Consider the following 18,862-nt stretch of genomic DNA (forward strand, 5'->3'; position numbering starts at 1 on the left):
GTTCCCTCTCCCTGTGGGCTGAGGGATCCCCAGTAATTTGAAAGCAAAAGCGATAACGTTGCCTCAGAATAACTGAGGGCTTTCAGCGATGCCTCGGTCCGGCTGTAAATCGCTGAGGCGTTTCCTGTAGGCCGGGGCGAGGCGCAGGGATGCGCCGAGAGGGCGGGCTTTACAGGGATGTTACCTCCGCCCGTCCCCGATAAGCCGGAAGGAATAAGCCGAAGGCACCTCGAAGCGGCGATTTTCCGCCGGAAGCCCGGGTCGCCAGGGTGGTGGCGACTGAGCCACCCTGGCACGTTCACCGGTCATGTCGTGACAGAGTAGCAAGGAACATAAAGTGAACGGAATGACCACCAGAGCCGTATGTTCCCCCTCACCCCAGCCCTCTCCCTCAAGGGAGAGGGGGCCGTCTGTGCAGGCATTATTTTGTGGGGAACCCTCAGCCCTGTGGGAGAGGGTTAGGATGAGGGCACCAGAGCGCACGGAATCAATTAAACGGCGCCTCCCCGTCCAGCACCCTATCAATTACGTCCAGCACCCCTTCGTCATTATTGTTCGGCGCTTCATAGCGGGCCACCGCCTTAATGTGCGGTCTGGCATTGGCCATCGCGAAGCCAAACCCAGCCTGGCGCAACATCTCCACGTCGTTACCGCTGTCGCCAAAGGCCACCACTTCACTGTCCTCAATGCCCCAGCGCGCTTGCAGGATCCGCAGGCCGTTAGCTTTGTGTACGCCGGGGATAATCAGGTCGATACTGCCGTGTCCCGTGGTCACCGGCACCATGATGTCGCCAAGCTTCTCATGCAGCAGCGCCTGAATGCGCGGAATTTCGTCGTCAGAGACGTTTAGCCCGAATTTGAAGAAAATATCGTTGAGGTTGTCAAAGCTGCTGACGCTTTCAAGGCGGTGATAGTATTTCGCAGCAATCGCTTTGAAGAGGTCGTTATACGTTTTCAGCGTGTAGGCGCTGTTTTTTCCGCAGGCAATTATCTCTATGCCGGGCACGTCGTTTAACAGGGTGGCGACGGTCAGAAAGTGCTCTTTCGACAGTTCGCCGTTAAACACGTCTTCGCCCGCATCCACCACCCAGCCGCCGTTTTCGGCGACGAAGGCGATTTCATGGGCGATCTCCGGGAAAAATGAGATCAGCTGGTAGTACTGGTTTCCGCTGGCGACCACAAAACGGATGCCTTGCGCTTTCATGCGCGCGTACTGCGCCAGAAAACGCGCGCGGTTATAGGTTTTCGCATCGCTCAGGAAGGAGCCATCCATGTCGACTGCAATCAGTTTAACGCTCATATCCCTTCTCCATTGACGTTGTTACTGCTTCCGGTTTTGCCACCGCTCGCGCCACCAGGGCGGCAATAATGACTAACCCTAATACCACCAGCATCGCGCTGCGTAACCCGTAGTGCTCACCGAGGAATCCAAGCAGCGGCGGGCCCACCAGGAAAGCGAGATAGCCCGTGGTCGCCACGACGCTCACGCGCGTCGGCGCGTCGGGGCCGGTATCGCTGGCAGCGGAAATGGTCAGCGGGAAGCCAAGGGAGGCGCCCAGTCCCCACAGGATCACCGACACGCCGGCAATCCAGTCCACATCCACAAAGATAATCATCGCGATGCCCAGCCCGCCCAGCAGGGCGCTGGCACGGACGACAGCCACGCGGCTGTAACGGTCGATAAACCAGCCCCCGGTAAAGCGTCCGACGGTCATGCCGAGCGTAAACCCGGCGTAGATCAGCGAGCCGGAGGTGGGGCTAAATCCGTGCCCGTCCACCATCAGCAACGGTAGCCAGTCGTTGGCCGAGCCTTCAGCAAACGCCATCGCCAGCACCACCACGCCAATCAGCATTAGCTGGAAATCACGATAAAAGGGCAACCCTTTTGCCGCAGACTTCTGTTCGTCCGTGGCGTGTTGTCCTGTGCCTGCGGGAATAGCCCTGATGCCGGTGAGGATCGGGATAATACAGACCAGCGCCACCAGCAAAATGTGCACATTGGCCGCAATGCCCAGCGCCGTCAGCGCCATCCCCACGCCCGCGCCCGCCAGCGTGCCGAGGCTGTAAAAGCCATGCATCATCGGCAGCACCGTTTTGTTCATCGCCTGTTCGACGGCGGCCCCCTCGACGTTAATGGCCACTTCCGCCGCACCAAAGCTGCCGCCAAATACCATCAGCCCAAGGGCAAACATCAGCGGCGAGGCGAACCACAGCGCCACGCTCAGACCGAGCATTCCCACCACGGCGCAGCACATGGTGGTGCGAATCACCGCGCGCGTGCCAAAGCGCTTCACCAGCCAGGCCGAGCAGAGGATGCCGCTCATCGAGCCAATCGACAGGCCAAACAGCACGATCCCCATCTCCGCCGTCGAGACGGACAGCGTATCGCGGATTGCCGGGGTGCGCGTTGCCCAGGAAGCCATCAGCAGCCCGGGGATGAAGAAGAACATAAACAGCGCCCACATGCGCAGATGCAGGGCTTTGCGAGGAGAAGTTAGCGTCATTGGGATCAGCACCAGAAGTACAACAATAGCGACAACACTAGCAACTTTGTGTACATTTGTACACAAACTGGATGAGGATTTTATGAGCAGACCACCGAACGACCCTAACCGCCGCGAGAAGATACTCCAGGCGACGCTGGACACCATTGCTGAGCACGGTATTCATGCCGTCACGCACCGCAAAATTGCCACCTGCGCAGGCGTGCCGCTGGGGTCGATGACCTACTATTTCGACGGGATGGAGTCGCTTCTGGAGGAGGCCTTCACGTGGTTTACGCAGCAGATGTCTCAGCAGTACCGGGATTTCTTCGCGGGGGTGACCGGGCGGGAGAGGGCGTGCGAGGCCATTACCACGCTGATCCACAGTTCAGCCGTGACCACGCCACACAATATGGCGCTGATGTATCAGTTATACGCGTTTATGCACCGCAGCGCCGCGCTGAAAACGGTGATGCAGGACTGGATGAAGATGAGCCAGACTACGCTTGAGCAGTGGTTTGATCCGGCCACCGCCCGTGCGCTGGATGCGTTTATCGAGGGGATGACGCTGCATTTTGTAACCGACCGGTCGCCGTTAACCCGGGAGGAGATCCGGGTGATGGTGGGGCGGATTGCGGGCGAGGATACCGTCTGATAGCGCTCGCCCCGGCCACGCCTGATGTCAGGAGATTTTTTTCCCGCTGGCGTCAACGACGACTTCGCCATCTTCCTTCGTAAATGCCCCTTTTTGCGCGTCCGGAAGGATGTCGAGAACGACTTCAGAAGGGCGGCACAGACGGGTACCCAGCGGCGTCACCACAATCGGACGGTTAATCAGAATAGGGTATTGCAGCATGAAATCGATAAGCTGGTCGTCGGTGAAATGTCCCTGTGAAAGGCCCAGTTGCTCATAAGGCTCGACGTTTTTGCGCAGCAGATCGCCTATGGAAATCCCCATATCTGCAATCAGCCTGGTCAGTTCATCACGCGACGGTGGGTTCTCAAGATAGAGAATAATTTCGGGTTCCGTACCGCTGTTGCGGATCATCTCCAGCGTATTGCGCGACGTGCCGCAGGCCGGGTTGTGGTAGATAGTGATATGGCTCATATCCGTTACTCATTACAGTGTGAAGGAGAGACGTAGCGCCAGCGCGGCAAGCGTCACAAAGAGAACTGGCAGCGTCATTATGATGCCCGTCCTGAAATAGTAGCCCCAGGTAATAGTCATGTTTTTCTGTGCCAGCACATGAAGCCATAGCAGGGTAGCCAGGCTCCCGATGGGGGTAATTTTCGGCCCCAAATCGCAGCCAATCACGTTAGCGTAAATCATCGCCTCTTTAACCAACCCTGTTGCAGCACTACCCTCAATGGAGAGCGCGCCAATCAGCACCGTTGGCATATTGTTCATTATGGATGACAGGAAGGCGGTGATAAATCCGGTTCCCAGCGTGGTGACCCAGAGTCCGTATCCGGCTAAGTAATCAAGAACGCCTGAAAGAGACTCCGTCAGCCCGGCGTTGCGCAGGCCATACACCACCAGATACATCCCCAGCGAGAAGATAACAATTTGCCACGGCGCGCCGCGCAGCACTTTTCCGGTGTTAATGGCGTGCCCGCGTTTAGCAACGGCAAACAAAATCAGCGCGCCAGTTGTTGCGATAGCGCTGACCGGGATACCCAGAGGTTCAAGCACAAAGAAACCGACGAGCAGTAGCAGCAGCACGATCCAGCCCGTTCTGAACGTCGGCAGGTCGTGAATGGCCCGTGCGGGCTCGCGGAGTTTTGCCAGGTCATATTCGGGGGGGATTTCTTTTCGGAAGAACAGATGCAGCATCACCAGCGTTGCGGCAATCGCAGCGATATCAACCGGGATCATCACCGAGGCGTATTCGCTAAAGCCCAGCTTAAAGAAGTCCGCTGAGACGATGTTGACCAGGTTGGAGACAATCAGCGGCAGGCTGGCGGTATCGGCGATAAATCCCGCCGCCATCACGAACGCCAGCGTGGCCTGCTTGCTGAACCCCAGCGCCAGCAGCATGGCGATAACGATAGGCGTCAGGATCAATGCCGCACCGTCATTGGCGAACAGCGCCGCCACGGCCGCACCCAGCAGCACGATCCAGGTAAACAGCAACCGCCCGCGACCGTTTCCCCAGCGAGCAACGTGCAGCGCCGCCCACTCGAAAAAGCCGGACTCATCCAGCAGCAAACTGATAACGATTACCGCGATAAACGTGGCCGTCGCATTCCAGACGATGTTCCAGACCACCGGAATATCGTTAACGTGGATCACACCGCTCGCCAGCGCCAGCGCGGCGCCAATGGTGGCACTCCAGCCGATACTGAGCCCTTTGGGCTGCCAGATAACCAGTACCAGCGTAAACAGAAAAATAGCCCCTGCCAGAAACATCTTTTACTCCGTTATATCTGTTTTTGTGAATGTGTTGTGGTCAGCAAGAGCCCGGGAGGCGGTTTTTCAGCTTCATACGTGTCTCTTCCCGCAGGCAGTTCCAGCTGTTATCGATAACGGTTGCCGCCCACGCGGGCATGTTGGGAGAGAGACGGTAGTAGATCCATTTACCCTCACGACGATCGATGACCAGCCCGGCCTCGCGCAGTAAGGCCATATGGCGCGAGACTTTCGGCTGCGGCTCGTTGGTAGCGGAGCAGAGATCGCAGACGCACAATTCTCCTGCTTCACGGAGCAGCATGACGATGGAGAGGCGCGTTTCGTCGGAGAGGGTTTTGAAGAGCTGGAGCGGGTGGAGCATTCTGTCATCCTGAATGTTTTGTTTCATATGCATTAAATCATATGTGATTGTAGTAAAGGAGAGAAGAAGGAGATAGCAGGAAGGATAAAAAAGCGACTGGAGGACTCGCTAAGGTCAAAATAGTCTTTATGGCTTGTCCGGACTACTCCTGATAGTCATGGGAAAGAAACCGCCCCAGGGGGACGGTTTCTTTATATCTGCTCACTTTCAACGCTCTTCTGTGCTCAGGCGCAGCAGCGATCGTTCCAGGTGTCACGGTAAATGATATTCCCCTCCGTGTACTTCCATGAGATTGCTTCGTAACGCAATTCGAGCGTTTCAAGATGGGTGCTGCTCATCCCGTTAGGGGTCATGAAGGGTGCCACTGTCGTGAACTTAACGTTTTCCATCACGATATTGAAATATTCGGCCTCGATCCCGGACTCCAGAATGCGGTACATCTTAATGATCCCCTTCTTCATAACTCTCCCTTCGCACACGGCGCGGTAAAGAAGCGGGGTAGTCTGATCAAATTCTTTAACTATCGTAATAGGGCGATGGACGCGCGTGCCGGTGAGTTTACCCCAGCTTGGATCAACCGGAATGGTTACACCGTGGGAGAACGATTTTAGCTCTATGGAACCAAGACGCGTGGGCATCATGCAGCTACCGATAATCGGCGAACCGTTCTCGTCTTCTAGCCATAGGTGTGCGGGTGTAGACATGTAATTTCCTTATTAGTAAGCGTAACGCATTGATGTTCCTCAATGCCATATCCAGTAAGCCAGTCCCAGTGTTACCAGGTAAAACAGGAGGATGAATCCCTGGCTAACCTCAGGGAAGTAAACGTCAAGGACATAGCCAAAAATGAACGTGAGGATGATCGGGACATAGGTCCAGAAGAAAAACTGAGCCTGAGATTTGAACCAGCGTCTTAAAAAGCCCATCAGTGTCTACCCATTAGCTTCAGGATCGTGTCAGCAGCATCATAAGGGCTTTGACTGTCAGTCCATTGCTGGGTTAGCACGCCCGCGCGCATAAAAGCAGGCTCCACCAGGAAATACATCATCTCCAGTTCTTGCAGGTATAACGCTTGATAGTAGGCGGGATGCATCACTTGCAGGCGATGAGCGCTGTCAGCAGCTTTTTGCACAACCCCGTATATCCCCAGCCCTCCAATAGCCGCGCCCGTTAATCCTGAAACGACCTTTAACCCTGAAGGTGGAAGGGTCACATAGAGGCAAACAGTCGATGCGACGCCTGCAGAGAATGAATACGAGGTTAGCGTGCTGGTGGATATATAAACGTTAGCGCGCATTAGAGCATGCTGTATCGCTGATAATTCTGCCGGGGAATAATCCTTAACCAGCTCCTCTACGTACGTGTTGATTAGGTCAAAGACGATGTTCCAGCGAGAAATGAGATGGAATATGCCCTTTCGGAATCGAGCGTCCTCCAGGTTTTGTCGGGTGCATACATCGTAATATTCATCAGTAAAGCAGGAGGTGTAGTACAGCAGGCGTTGGGCACCGGCACCTATATTATTCAGGTGGCTCTTTACCTCTTCACCTACATCACGTACCGCCCGGTCCAGCTTCATTGCCAGTATCTTTTGGCTCTGAAGCTGGCGGATGATCTCTTCAGAATGGTACATGCTTACTGACCTCGCACTTCAGCTCAATTGAGCGATTTTTTGCTGCATCCCCTAAGACCGGCATTGCTATTACTGAACTTGAAAACTGCATTCCTGTCCCCTCCATAGTGTTTCTATCCGCTCCAGCGTATATCTGTAACTAATATGGAAGTTCAAAGCAGATCATGTTCATGAAAAGCAGGGTATTTTTAGGATAATGACTTGATGTTTTTTAACCAATATGCGATTTATCAGCGAGCTTTTAGTGCGAATAGATAAGTTCAACATTGAGTGACTCGTTCCAAAATCCAACAGAAATATCATCACATACAGACTTTGCCACGCGCAACTAGTAGCGCTCTGGCGTGTTCCAGCCTTTCTGGCAGTTAGCGCCACCCTTAAAGCAGATCGAGCCCCCAGCAGGGCGCTGGCGCGTCACAGCATGGCCAAAAAAATCTTTCGCAGACCAAAATCGCACTACACCGCACCCACCTGCGGTTTTTGGATCATAAAAATTTTTCAGTTTTATTTTTCTTCAAACCAGACCGCTTGGCCGCACCAGTGCTGGCGGTTAAGCAGAAATCCAAAACTGAAAAGGTTGAAAAGAATTTCAGTGTTTTTCATTTTTGAATATATAACAAATTTCTTGCTTCTTTGGTAACTCATTGATAATTAAGGGTAATGGTTGGTTTAAGTGTGTTTGAAGCAAGAGCCGTATTTATTTGCCATCTTAGATGGATATGTTTGTATGTCAGTCAGGACAAGCCCAGACAGCATATTGAGAAGATTTATTCACTGAAAAAAGTGACAATTAGGAACTTTTAAAAAATCACTGTTACCCTAAAAAGGAATGTCTAAATCTGGAATGTTTTCACGAACCTTTATAGAAAATAATCGCTCACTTCTGAAAGGTTTGAGGTGTAGCTCGGAAAACTTTTTTTCATATCTTTCTTTGAATCTTAAAGAGTAAAGCGTCTCGGTAAACTCACTTACTTCAAAACATTTTTCAATGTCGCTCTTATAAAATGAAAAGTTGAACTCATCTAATTCTGCCTTGATTTTTACATCGGACATGGCATTAATAATGGATATAGCTGTTTCTGCGTCAAAGCTATGAAAATGATCCGTGTTGAAATTTACTTCCTCGTTCCATCTATCATCAGCATATAACCTGATTGTTTGATTAAGTTGATATACCTTCTCCTCATCACTGATGTAAGTTAACGCTTCAATCCACCCTGATTTTTCAAGGAATTTTACATCTTCATGTTCGCTATGAAAGCTAAGGGAAGGGAATGTGATTAAGCTTCTAATAATATTAATCTTATCAATACTGAGATGGAAGTAAGCAGTTTTAAAATTTGAAAATATTACTTCGTCACGTATATTCTTTTCCTTAATCGCTTTTAATTCACTTTGGGATTTTTTCTTTTTAGAAATGAGGTGTTCATAGATTGTTAATACAATCAAATCAACTATGCTGAAAACAACAATTCCTAATGAAACACCTATTACAAGTGAAATTAATAAAATATAAGTTTCATAGTTTTGTGCTATCGGTTTTATTGCAGTCGTTAGCCATAAATGTAGAAGCGGTAATATTTTACATAAGGATAGGACTCCACCACATATCATAAATAATGTTGTGCAGGCTCTTCTAGGAGTGTACAAGGTAGAAACAAAATTGATAAATTGATCTATATAGTTCACTGGAATTCTCAATTAGTCAGATTGTGTGTTTTGCGGAATCACTGTTCATATCTTCCGGTTCTTGCTGGTCAATTACCCGAATGGCATCAGCAGCTTGAATCAACTTTAGAGCATCATCAACACTTACACCTTGTAAGTCTATGATTTTTCTATCGGCTGCGACTTCAATTCTTATTTTGGATTTTGACTGCAACAAGTTCAGTACCTTAAGAAGGTATGGCGCAAACTTCTGCCCACGTTCAACTAAAATGCTCAGATATTCACGTATGCCTGGATTGGAGGAGAAACATTGTACTCTTTTGGCGTCAATGCCGACAATACTGCATTCTTCTACAAAAGTCTGCTTCAACTCCTCAGGGATGTATACAGCAATTGAAAAATACTGGGATTGATTTTTTGATGACATGATACAGGCCTAAGGAACGGGAAGTAGAGCGCTGTCGCCACTTTGCCGCCACAGTCGCAATTGTTAGTTCCTAACTGATTGATTAGAAAGGGTTATAATAGCAGGCAACAAAAAACCCATCAACCTTGAACCAAAACGGCGGGGTTGATGGGCTCCACAAATTGGGGACATCAAAGAAAAGCAGTGGCACTAGTTATGACTGCACCCTGCGTAAAAAGTTCTGCGCGTAACGAAAATTTTTTGCGCCACACGCAAACTTGAGATTTATCCGAGTCCTGGCCAGATAATGATGATTAGCGTACCTGCCAGCGTCAGCAGCACGTTTGCGATGGCGTAGGTGCCTGCATAGCCCAGCGCCGGGATGTTGCTGCGCGCGGTGTCGCTGATGATCTCCATCGCCGGTGCGCAGGTGCGCGCGCCCATCATTGCCCCGAAGAGCAGGGCGCGGTTCATGCGGAGCACGTAGGCGCCGAACAGGAAACAGATCACCACCGGTACCAGGCTGACGATAAGTCCGGAAACCAACATTTGCCAGCCGACCGCACCCAGGCCATTGCCAATGCCGCTCCCGGCGCTTAAGCCGACACCCGCCATAAAGACCATCAGACCGAACTCTTTCACCATGTTCAGCGCACCCTGAGGGATATAGCCGAAGGTGGGATGGTTCGCTCGCAGGAAGCCCAGCATGATCCCGGCGAACAGCAGACCGGCTGCATTACCAATGCCGAAGCTAAAGTTGCTGAACTGGAAGGTGATCATCCCGATCATCAGGCCGACAATGAAGAAGGCGCAGAAGGCTAACAGGTCCGTCACCTGGCTGTGGATCGAGATAAAGCCGATACGGTCGGCAACGGTTTTAACACGTCGGGCATCGCCGCTAACCTGCAACACATCGCCTTTATTGAGCACCACGTTATCGTCGATAGGCATTTCAATCTGGCTGCGGATCACGCGGTTGAGGAAACAACCGTGGTCGGTCAGCTTCAGCTGTGCCAGACGGCGGCCCACGGCATTGTGGTTTTTCACCACAATCTCTTCGGTGACAATACGCATGTCCAGCAGGTCGCGGTCAAACACCTCTTTCCCGTTGCGGAAGCTCGGATCGAGACGCGCGTGGGCGTCCGGGTAGCCAACAAGGGCGATGTCATCGCCCATCTGGAGCACCGCGTCACCGTCCGGGTTTGCCAGAATGCCGTTACGACGGATACGTTCGATGTAGCAGCCGGTCTGACGGTAGATCCCCAGCTCGCGCAGGTTTTTCCCGTCGGTCCAGGCAACCAGCTCCGGCCCGACGCGGTAGGCGCGGATCACCGGCAGGTAAACTTTACGTTTGGAGTCCGTGTCCAGGCCGCGCTCGCGGGCGATGGTCTGGGCGCTGGTCTGGAGATCCTGATGCTGAAGTTTTGGCAGATAGCGCGCGCCAACAATCAGGCTCACCAGACCAATCAGATAGGTCAGGGCATAGCCCAGACTCAGGTTGTCCAGCGCGGAGGAAAGCGGCGTGCCGGCCATGCCAGAATGACGAAGCGTATCGCCCGCGCCGACAAGCACCGGTGTGGAGGTCATCGAGCCTGCCAGCATACCGGCCGTTAAGCCGATGTCCCAGCCAAACAGCTTGCCCAGCCCTAACGCAATCAGCAGGGCGCTGCCGACCATCACCAGCGCCAGCATCAGGTAATTTTTGCCGTCTCGGAAGAAAATGGAAAAAAAGTTCGGACCGGCTTCCACGCCTACGCAAAAAATAAACAGCATGAAACCTAAGTTAAGCGCGTCCGTGTTAATACTGAAATGTTGTTGACCTAATAACAGGGAGACGACTAAAACGCCAATGGAATTACCAAGTTGAACTGAACCCAGGCGTAATTTACCCAGACAAAGGCCCAGCGCCAGTACCACAAATAATAACAGGATGTAATTCCCATTTAACAAGTCTGCGACGTTTATATTCACGGAGGCTAACTTCTTGTTTACCAGTAAGTTGTTGAATGAAAGGACTATTTGGGCTACTGTTTTCAGAGTCAGGGAATCACTTTGCATCTCCCTGCTTCCTGATAAATACCCTAAACACTAGCAGTCGGTTAGTTTAATCGTAATAGCTACCGACAGCCACCTATTATCGCACGACTTCTGTGCGTGCTTTGGCAAGGATTGCCGCATTGCTTTATCTGACTGGGCGTCCACCGGACGATTTTTGTATTTGATAGAGATAAGTCAGGAGGATAGTTTGAACTTTAAACGAAACTGGGCTGGCGTAATCAGCTGTTTTTTGCTGTTTACGGTCGTTTGCATGTCACTCGCTTTTAACGTGAAAGGCGCCTTCAGAGCGTCCGGTCATCCCGAGCTGGGCCTGTTGTTCTTCATCCTGCCGGGGGTAGTAGCCGGTTTTCTCTCACGTAAAGGCGAGGTGGTGATGCCGCTTATTGGGGCAATGCTTGCGGCCCCGCTCTGCCTGCTTCTGATGCGCGTGCTGTTTCTCTCGTCGAGAAGCGTCTGGCAGGAAGTGGCGTGGCTACTGAGTGGCGTTTTCTGGTGTGCGCTGGGCGCGCTCTGTTTCTTATTTACGCGCAGCCTGCTGCAACAGCGGAAGCACCGTAAATAAAAACGCCCTCAGGGTGAGGGCGTCTTCGCATTACTGAGCCGCAAACAGGCCCAGGTGTTCTTTGGCGTAGGCCTCAAAATCGGTGCAGCCGCCGATGTGTTTCTGATCGAGGAAGATCTGCGGCACGGTTTCAACCGGTTTACCCACGGTTTTTTCCAGATCGGCTTTAGTGATGCCTTCCGCGTGGATATCCACATAACGGAAGTTGAAATCATCACGCTCTTCAGTCAGTTTCTCTGCCAGTTCTTTCGCGCGCACACAGTAAGGGCATCCTGGACGACCAAAAATTACTGCAAACATTTCTCTCTCCTCAAAAAACAAGCCTGACGGCGAATAGCACCTATAGTGCACGATAACCTGCCGTCATGGAAAGAAGGTTTCACCTGTCACTTTGATACAGTCAGGCTATGTTTCGCCAATTACATCAGGTGGATCATTGCCTATACTGGCTGCCATACGTTTTACGCAACACAAAGAGAGACAAAATGACGCCAACCATTGACCTGCTTCGTTCCCACCGTTCCATTCGCCATTTCACCGATGAGCCAATTACCCAGGCGCAGCGGGACGCGATCATCGACAGCGCAAGAGGTACCTCCAGCTCCAGCTTTTTGCAGTGCAGCTCCATTATCCGCATCACCGATCCGGCGATGCGTGAGCAGCTGGTAACGCTGACGGGCGGACAAAAGCACGTTGCCCAGGCGGCTGAGTTCTGGGTGTTCTGCGCCGATTTTAACCGTCACCTGCAAATCTGTCCTGAGGCCGAGCTGGGGCTGGCGGAACAGCTGCTGCTGGGCGTTGTGGATACGGCACTGATGGCGCAAAACGCGTTCACGGCGGCGGAATCACTGGGGCTTGGCGGCGTCTATATTGGCGGGCTGCGTAACAACATCGAAAGCGTGACGGAACTGCTGAAGCTGCCGAAACACGTGCTGCCGCTGTTTGGTCTGTGCCTCGGCTGGCCGGCGGATAACCCGGATCTGAAGCCGCGCATTCCTGCTGCGATGCTGGTGCATGAAAACCACTACCAGCCGGTCGACCAGGACGTTCTGCATCAATACGATGAAGAGCTGGCGAACTACTATCTGACGCGTGACAGCAACAACCGCCGCGACACCTGGAGCGACCATATTCGTCGCACCATCATCAAGGAGAACCGCCCGTTCATTCTCGACTACCTGCACAAACAGGGCTGGGCAACGCGGTAGTCCATTCCTCCTGCGCCTCGTGTATGATAGGCAGGCTTTTACCATGTCTTTAGAGAGGTGCAGGGTGAAAATTGCCATATTGTCCCGGGATGGAACGCTCTATTCATGTAAACGCCTGCGAGAAGCGGCGGCGAAACGCGGACATCAGGTTGAGATCCTCGATCCGATGTCCTGCTATATGAACATCGACCCTGCGGCGTCGTCGATTCATTACAAAGGCCGCAAACTCCCGCATTTTGATGCGGTGATCCCCCGTATTGGCTCCCAGATCACCTATTACGGTACGGCCGCGCTGCGCCAGTTTGAAATGCTGGGAAGCTATCCGCTCAATGAATCCGTGGCGATTTCCCGCGCCCGCGATAAGCTGCGCTCGCTGCAACTGCTGGCGCGCCAGGGGATCGATCTGCCCGTCACCGGGATTGCCCACTCCCCGGACGACACCAGCGATTTAATCGATATGGTGGGCGGTGCGCCGCTGGTCATTAAGCTGGTGGAAGGTACGCAGGGTATTGGAGTGGTACTGGCGGAGACGCGTCAGGCGGCGGAAAGCGTGATCGATGCGTTTCGCGGTCTGAATGCCCATATTCTGGTGCAGGAGTATATTAAAGAGGCTAAAGGGTGCGACATCCGCTGCTTTGTGGTGGGCAATGAAGTGGTGGCCGCTATAGAGCGGCAGGCGAAAGAGGGCGATTTTCGCTCTAACCTTCACCGCGGCGGTATCGCACGGGTGGCCCTTATCAGCGAGCGCGAGCGTGAGATTGCGGTGAAAGCGGCGCAGACGCTGGGCCTGGACGTGGCGGGGGTCGATCTGCTGCGTGCCGACCGCGGGCCGTTGGTGATGGAAGTTAACGCCTCGCCGGGGCTGGAAGGGGTGGAAAAAACCACAGGCGTCGATATTGCAGGTAAAATGATCGCATGGATTGAACGCCATGCGACGCCGGGATTTTGCCTGAAAACGGGCGGTTAAATGGATCGGCGCGCACTTTTTGCGTAATCTGGACAACGTTTTTATTTAAGAGGCTGCACTGCGATGGATTTACAGGTCGTACCTACACTGGATACGTTACGTCAATGGCTCGATGATGCCGGTATTACTTTCTTCGAATGCGACTCCTGCCAGGCGCTGCATCTGCCTCACATGCAAAATTTCGACGGCATTTTTGATGCCAAAATCGATCTGATTAACGACGTGATCCTGTTCTCGGCGCTGGCTGAAGTAAAGCCGTCCGCGCTGCTGGCGCTGGCATCCGATCTGTCAGCGATCAACGCCAGTTCTTTGACGGTGAAAGCGTTTCTCGACATACAGGATGATAATCTGCCAAAGCTGGTGGTTTGCCAGTCTTTATTCTCCGGCGCGGGGCTCTCCTTCAAGCAGTTCGCCTGGTTTATGCGCCTGAGCGAAGAGCAAATTTCCATGGTAATGATGGAAGCCAACGCACATCACCTGCTGTATAGCGCGGAAGATGACGCCGAGAATAATGATGCATCTCCCAATTTTCTCCACTAAGCCTGTCTGACTTTTGCGCAGTCGCTGCCAGAGCGGCTGCATAACACCATTTTTTCTGCTGCTTTTAACCTTTCTTTAAAGAATTTTTCACCTCCTCTCCGGCCGTTTCGGCTTATCACGTAGACATAATCTGCATAAAAAATTGATAAAAGGCGTTTTTTCGTCTGGGCTATAGCCGGAGACACGGGCTACAGTTATTCTTGCGGTGCTTAAAAAAGCGAGCGGAACCTGCCGGGATGAGGGGGTATTTTATTTCGGGCAGAGCGACAAACTATGCATGATTATTGCATATCTTCAGGCTGCACAGTTTTGGTTCGTTTGTTAACGAACTTTCAGAAGGAATAACAATATGATCGCCTTGAATAAAAAATGGTTATCGGGTCTGGTTGCGGGTGCTCTGATGGCCGTCTCTGCCGGCACGCTCGCTGCGGAACAAAAAACGCTGCACGTCTATAACTGGTCTGACTATATTGCGCCGGATACCGTCGCCAATTTTGAAAAAGAGACCGGCATTAAGGTTGTCTACGACGTATTCGATTCCAACGAAGTGCTGGAAGGCAAACTGATGGCGGGCAGCACCGGTTTCGACCTGGTGGTGCCGTCGGCAAGCTTCCTGGAGCGTCAGCTGACCGCCGGTGTCTTCCAGCCGCTGGACAAGAGCAAATTACCGAACTGGAAAAATCTCGATCCGGACGTGCTGAAGCTGGTGGCGAAGCACGACCCGGACAACAAATACGCGATGCCTTACCTGTGGGCGACCACCGGTATTGGCTATAACGTGGATAAAGTCAAAGCGGCGCTGGGCCCGGACGTCAAGCTGGACAGCTGGGACGTAGTGCTGAAGCCGGAAAACCTCGAGAAGCTGAAAAGCTGCGGCGTCTCTTTCCTCGATGCGCCGGAAGAGATTTTCGCCACCGTGCTTAACTATCTCGGCAAAGATCCAAACAGCAGCAAGGCCGACGACTACACCGGTCCGGCGACCGACCTGCTACTGAAGCTGCGTCCGAATATTCGCTACTTCCACTCCTCTCAGTACATCAACGACCTGGCGAACGGGGATATCTGCGTGGCCATCGGCTGGGCGGGCGACGTCTGGCAGGCGGCGAACCGCGCGAAAGAGGCAAAAAACGGCGTGAATGTTTCCTACTTCATTCCGAAGGAGGGGGCGCTGGCGTTCTTCGACGTCTTCGCGATGCCGGCTGATGCGAAAAACAAAGAGGAAGCGTATCAGTTCCTCAACTACCTGATGCGTCCGGACGTGATTGCTCACATCAGCGACCACGTCTATTACGCCAATGGTAACAAGGCCTCCGAGCCGCTGGTGAGCGAAGAAATCCGCAATAATCCGGCGATCTACCCGCCAGCCGATGTGTTTGCCAAGCTCTTCACCCTGAAAGTGCAGGAACCAAAAATTGACCGTGTGCGTACCCGCGCGTGGACCAAGGTGAAAAGTGGTAAGTAACGGCGTTTGATATCGTTGCCCGGTAGCGCCGTCGCTTACCGGGCCGACAAATACCGTAGGCCGGGCAAGCGTTAGCGCCGCCCGGCGATGCGCACCCTGACGGTGCGTTTGCACCAGTGTTGATCTATGCCGGAGAGCACCCCGTGAATGACGCGATCCCCCGCCCGCAGGCGAAAGTCCGTAAAGCGCTGACCCCGCTTCTTGAAATTCGTAACCTCACCAAATCCTTCGACGGCCAGCATGCCGTGGACGATGTCAGCCTGACGATCTACAAAGGTGAAATTTTTGCTTTGCTTGGCGCATCCGGCTGCGGTAAATCGACCCTGCTGCGCATGCTGGCCGGGTTTGAACAGCCCACCGCCGGGCAGATCGTGCTGGATGGGGTAGACCTCTCCAGCGTGCCGCCGTACCAGCGGCCCATCAACATGATGTTCCAGTCCTATGCCCTGTTCCCGCACATGACCGTCGAGCAGAACATCGCCTTCGGCCTGAAGCAGGACAAACTGCCGAAAGCCGAAATCACCGCGCGCGTGGCGGAGATGCTGAGCCTGGTGCATATGCAGGAGTTTGCGAAGCGTAAGCCGCATCAGCTTTCCGGCGGCCAGCGTCAGCGCGTGGCGCTGGCAAGAAGTCTGGCGAAGCGTCCAAAATTATTACTGCTCGACGAGCCGATGGGCGCGCTGGATAAAAAGCTGCGCGACCGGATGCAGCTGGAAGTGGTGGATATCCTCGAGCGCGTTGGGGTGACCTGCGTGATGGTGACTCACGACCAGGAAGAGGCGATGACCATGGCCGGGCGCATTGCGATCATGAATCGCGGTAAGTTCGTGCAGATCGGCGAGCCGGAAGAGATTTACGAACACCCGACAACCCGCTACAGCGCGGAGTTCATCGGCTCGGTGAACGTCTTCGAAGGGCTGCTGAAGGAACGCCAGGACGACGGTCTGGTGATTGAATCGCCGGGGCTGGTGCACCCGCTGAAGGTTGATTCTGATAACTCCGTGGTGGACAACGTGCCGGTTTACGTTGCCCTGCGCCCGGAAAAAATCATGCTATGCGATGAGCCACCCGCCGATGGCTATAACTTTGCCGTGGGCGAAGTGGTGCACATTGCCTATCTCGGCGATCTGTCGATTTACCATGTCCGCCTGAAAAGCGGCCAGATGCTCAGCGCCCAGTTACAGAACGAACACCGGTATCGCAAGGGACAGCCAACCTGGGGCGACGAAGTGAGCCTCTGCTGGGATGCGGACAGTTGCGTAGTCCTGACGGTATAAGGAGCGGTCATGAGTACACTTGAACCTCCAGCCCGCGTCAAAAAACCGGGCGGTTTCGCGCTCTGGCTGGCGCGCATGCAGATGGCGCATGGCCGCAAGCTGGTCATCGCCATGCCCTATATCTGGCTGATCCTGCTGTTTCTGCTGCCGTTCCTGATCGTCTTTAAGATCAGCCTGGCGGAGATGGCGCGGGCGATCCCACCGTATACCGATCTGTGGGAGTGGGCCGACGGGCAGCTGACGCTGACCGTAAACCTCGGTAATTTCCTGCAACTGACCGACGATCCGCTCTATTTCGAAGCCTATTTGCAGTCGTTACAGGTTGCGGCTATTTCTACGATCTGCTGCTTGTTGATGGGCTACCCGCTGGCGTGGGCAGTGGCGCACAGCAAGCCGTCGACGCGAAATATTTTACTGCTATTGGTCATTTTACCGTCGTGGACGTCGTTCCTGATCCGCGTGTATGCGTGGATGGGGATCCTGAAGAATAACGGCATACTGAATAACTTCCTGCTGTGGCTTGGGGTGATCGACCAGCCGCTGACGATCCTGCATACCAACCTTGCGGTGTATATCGGGATTGTCTATGCCTATCTGCCGTTTATGGTGCTGCCGATCTATACGGCGCTGACGCGTATTGATTACTCGCTGGTGGAAGCCTCGCTGGATCTCGGCGCACGCCCGTTGAAGACTTTCTTCAGCGTCATTGTCCCTCTCACCAAAGGCGGAATCATCGCCGGATCGATGCTGGTGTTTATCCCGGCTGTTGGGGAGTTTGTGATCCCGGAACTGCTCGGCGGCCCGGACAGCATCATGATTGGCCGCGTGCTGTGGCAGGAGTTCTTCAATAACCGCGACTGGCCGGTGGCCTCGGCGGTGGCGATCGTCATGTTACTGCTGCTGATCGTGCCGATCATGTGGTTCCATAAACATCAGCAGAAACAGATGGGAGACCACGGATGAACAACTTACCGGTAGTACGCTCCCCGTGGCGAATTGCGATCCTGATTATCGGCTTTACCTTCCTGTATGCGCCGATGCTGATGCTGGTGATCTACTCGTTCAACAGCTCTAAGCTGGTCACCGTCTGGGCGGGCTGGTCGACGCGCTGGTACAGCGAGCTGTTCCACGATGATGCGATGATGAGCGCGGTGGGGCTGAGCCTGACCATTGCGGCGCTGGCGGCGACGATGGCCTGCGTGCTGGGCACGATTGCCGCGCTGGTGATGGTGCGCTTTGGCCGTTTCCGCGGGGCAAATGGTTTTGCATTTATGATCACCGCCCCGCTGGTCATGCCGGACGTGATCACCGGACTGTCGCTGCTGCTGCTGTTTGTCGCGCTGGCGCACGCCATCGGCTGGCCAGCGGATCGCGGGATGCTCACCATCTGGCTGGCGCACGTCACCTTCTGTACGGCATATGTGGTGGTGGTCATCTCCTCGCGGCTGCGCGAGCTGGATCGCTCCATTGAAGAGGCGGCGATGGATCTCGGCGCCACGCCGCTGAAGGTCTTTTTCATCATCACGCTGCCGATGATTATGCCGGCGGTGATCTCCGGCTGGCTGCTGGCGTTCACGCTCTCGCTCGACGATCTGGTTATCGCCAGCTTTGTGTCGGGACCGGGCGCGACGACGCTGCCGATGCTGGTCTTCTCCAGCGTGCGGATGGGGGTGAATCCGGAGATCAACGCCCTGGCCTCCATCATCCTTGGCGTGGTCGGAATTGTCGGATTTATCGCCTGGTATTTGATGGCGCGCGCGGAAAAACAGCGTGTGCGCGATATCCAGCGTGCAAGACGCGGCTGAAGGAATTACTATTTCCAGTGAT

Annotated in this window: 20 protein-coding genes; 9 read left to right on the forward strand and 11 right to left on the reverse strand. The window is 53.7% G+C overall.

Annotated elements, in window-relative coordinates:
• Window positions 1–487 precede the first annotated feature (487 nt).
• Entirely contained in the window at window positions 488–1,300 is an 813-nt protein-coding gene (locus SK47_RS06460) for a Cof-type HAD-IIB family hydrolase (protein WP_048243673.1), read from the reverse strand.
• Window positions 1,290–2,504: an MFS transporter gene (locus tag SK47_RS06465; protein ID WP_048243675.1), complete on the reverse strand. Its 1,215-nt coding sequence runs from the start codon at window positions 2,502–2,504 to the stop codon at window positions 1,290–1,292. The genes SK47_RS06460 and SK47_RS06465 overlap by 11 nt, the downstream gene beginning before the upstream one ends.
• Window positions 2,505–2,586: 82 nt before the next feature.
• On the opposite strand from SK47_RS06465, the gene SK47_RS06470 reads away from it, so the two are divergent.
• On the forward strand, window positions 2,587–3,138 hold the full coding sequence (locus SK47_RS06470) for a TetR/AcrR family transcriptional regulator (RefSeq protein WP_022650683.1): 552 nt from the start codon (window positions 2,587–2,589) through the stop codon (window positions 3,136–3,138).
• A gap of 27 nt (window positions 3,139–3,165) precedes the next feature.
• Here the strand turns inward: SK47_RS06470 and arsC are convergent, their stop codons facing one another.
• The 8 genes from arsC to SK47_RS06520 form a co-directional block, all read right to left on the reverse strand.
• Window positions 3,166–3,591, reverse strand: a complete 426-nt coding sequence (gene arsC, locus SK47_RS06475; protein ID WP_022650684.1) for a glutaredoxin-dependent arsenate reductase — start codon at window positions 3,589–3,591, stop codon at window positions 3,166–3,168.
• 12 nt (window positions 3,592–3,603) lie between these two features.
• Window positions 3,604–4,893, reverse strand: a complete 1,290-nt coding sequence (locus SK47_RS06480; protein ID WP_048243677.1) for an arsenic transporter — start codon at window positions 4,891–4,893, stop codon at window positions 3,604–3,606.
• A gap of 40 nt (window positions 4,894–4,933) precedes the next feature.
• The gene (locus tag SK47_RS06485) at window positions 4,934–5,254 is read right to left on the reverse strand and encodes a metalloregulator ArsR/SmtB family transcription factor (RefSeq protein ID WP_038415737.1); all 321 of its coding nucleotides are present in this window, start codon (window positions 5,252–5,254) and stop codon (window positions 4,934–4,936) included.
• Window positions 5,255–5,478: 224 nt separating this feature from the next.
• Window positions 5,479–5,958: an Hcp family type VI secretion system effector gene (locus SK47_RS06490; protein WP_023305768.1), complete on the reverse strand. Its 480-nt coding sequence runs from the start codon at window positions 5,956–5,958 to the stop codon at window positions 5,479–5,481.
• Between the two features lie 221 nt (window positions 5,959–6,179).
• Window positions 6,180–6,887, reverse strand: a complete 708-nt coding sequence (locus SK47_RS06500) for a hypothetical protein (RefSeq protein WP_032657854.1) — start codon at window positions 6,885–6,887, stop codon at window positions 6,180–6,182.
• Window positions 6,888–7,706: 819 nt separating this feature from the next.
• Window positions 7,707–8,576 (reverse strand): hypothetical protein, encoded by an 870-nt coding sequence (locus SK47_RS06510; RefSeq protein WP_125321722.1) that lies wholly within the window; start codon window positions 8,574–8,576, stop codon window positions 7,707–7,709.
• Window positions 8,577–8,592: 16 nt separating this feature from the next.
• A complete protein-coding gene (locus SK47_RS06515; protein WP_032657859.1) occupies window positions 8,593–8,982 on the reverse strand; it encodes a hypothetical protein in 390 nt (129 codons plus the stop codon).
• Window positions 8,983–9,246: 264 nt separating this feature from the next.
• Complete coding sequence (locus SK47_RS06520) at window positions 9,247–10,932, reverse strand: aspartate:alanine antiporter (protein WP_032610193.1); 1,686 nt, start codon at window positions 10,930–10,932, stop codon at window positions 9,247–9,249.
• Between the two features lie 274 nt (window positions 10,933–11,206).
• Between SK47_RS06520 and SK47_RS06525 the strand changes: the two genes are divergently transcribed.
• Window positions 11,207–11,581, forward strand: coding sequence for an inner membrane protein YbjM (locus SK47_RS06525; protein WP_017384878.1), 375 nt, complete (start codon window positions 11,207–11,209; stop codon window positions 11,579–11,581).
• 30 nt (window positions 11,582–11,611) lie between these two features.
• Here SK47_RS06525 and SK47_RS06530 read toward each other — a convergent pair whose 3' ends face one another.
• Entirely contained in the window at window positions 11,612–11,881 is a 270-nt protein-coding gene (locus tag SK47_RS06530; RefSeq protein ID WP_006809455.1) for a GrxA family glutaredoxin, read from the reverse strand.
• A 185-nt stretch (window positions 11,882–12,066) separates the two neighbouring features.
• Here SK47_RS06530 and nfsA point away from each other — a divergent pair, with 185 nt between their 5' ends.
• The 7 genes from nfsA to potI all read left to right on the forward strand — a co-directional run bounded on the left by nfsA (window position 12,067) and on the right by potI (window position 18,840).
• Window positions 12,067–12,789 carry a nitroreductase NfsA gene (nfsA, locus tag SK47_RS06535; protein ID WP_003858388.1) on the forward strand — a complete coding sequence of 241 codons (723 nt, stop codon included), beginning with the start codon at window positions 12,067–12,069 and terminating at the stop codon, window positions 12,787–12,789.
• A gap of 64 nt (window positions 12,790–12,853) precedes the next feature.
• On the forward strand, window positions 12,854–13,756 hold the full coding sequence (rimK, locus tag SK47_RS06540) for a 30S ribosomal protein S6--L-glutamate ligase (RefSeq protein ID WP_032608931.1): 903 nt from the start codon (window positions 12,854–12,856) through the stop codon (window positions 13,754–13,756).
• 63 nt (window positions 13,757–13,819) lie between these two features.
• Window positions 13,820–14,296 (forward strand): YbjN domain-containing protein, encoded by a 477-nt coding sequence (locus tag SK47_RS06545; RefSeq protein ID WP_003858385.1) that lies wholly within the window; start codon window positions 13,820–13,822, stop codon window positions 14,294–14,296.
• Window positions 14,297–14,645: 349 nt separating this feature from the next.
• Entirely contained in the window at window positions 14,646–15,758 is a 1,113-nt protein-coding gene (potF, locus tag SK47_RS06550; protein ID WP_022650689.1) for a spermidine/putrescine ABC transporter substrate-binding protein PotF, read from the forward strand.
• Window positions 15,759–15,901: 143 nt separating this feature from the next.
• Entirely contained in the window at window positions 15,902–17,035 is a 1,134-nt protein-coding gene (gene potG / locus SK47_RS06555; protein WP_017693732.1) for a putrescine ABC transporter ATP-binding subunit PotG, read from the forward strand.
• 9 nt (window positions 17,036–17,044) lie between these two features.
• Window positions 17,045–17,998, forward strand: a complete 954-nt coding sequence (gene potH / locus SK47_RS06560) for a putrescine ABC transporter permease PotH (protein WP_017384875.1) — start codon at window positions 17,045–17,047, stop codon at window positions 17,996–17,998.
• Entirely contained in the window at window positions 17,995–18,840 is an 846-nt protein-coding gene (gene potI, locus SK47_RS06565) for a putrescine ABC transporter permease PotI (RefSeq protein ID WP_048243679.1), read from the forward strand. The genes potH and potI overlap by 4 nt, the downstream gene beginning before the upstream one ends.
• Window positions 18,841–18,862: the final 22 nt, after the last annotated feature.

The organism is Enterobacter sp. BWH52, assembly GCF_001037565.1.
GTDB lineage: Bacteria > Pseudomonadota > Gammaproteobacteria > Enterobacterales > Enterobacteriaceae > Enterobacter > Enterobacter hormaechei_C.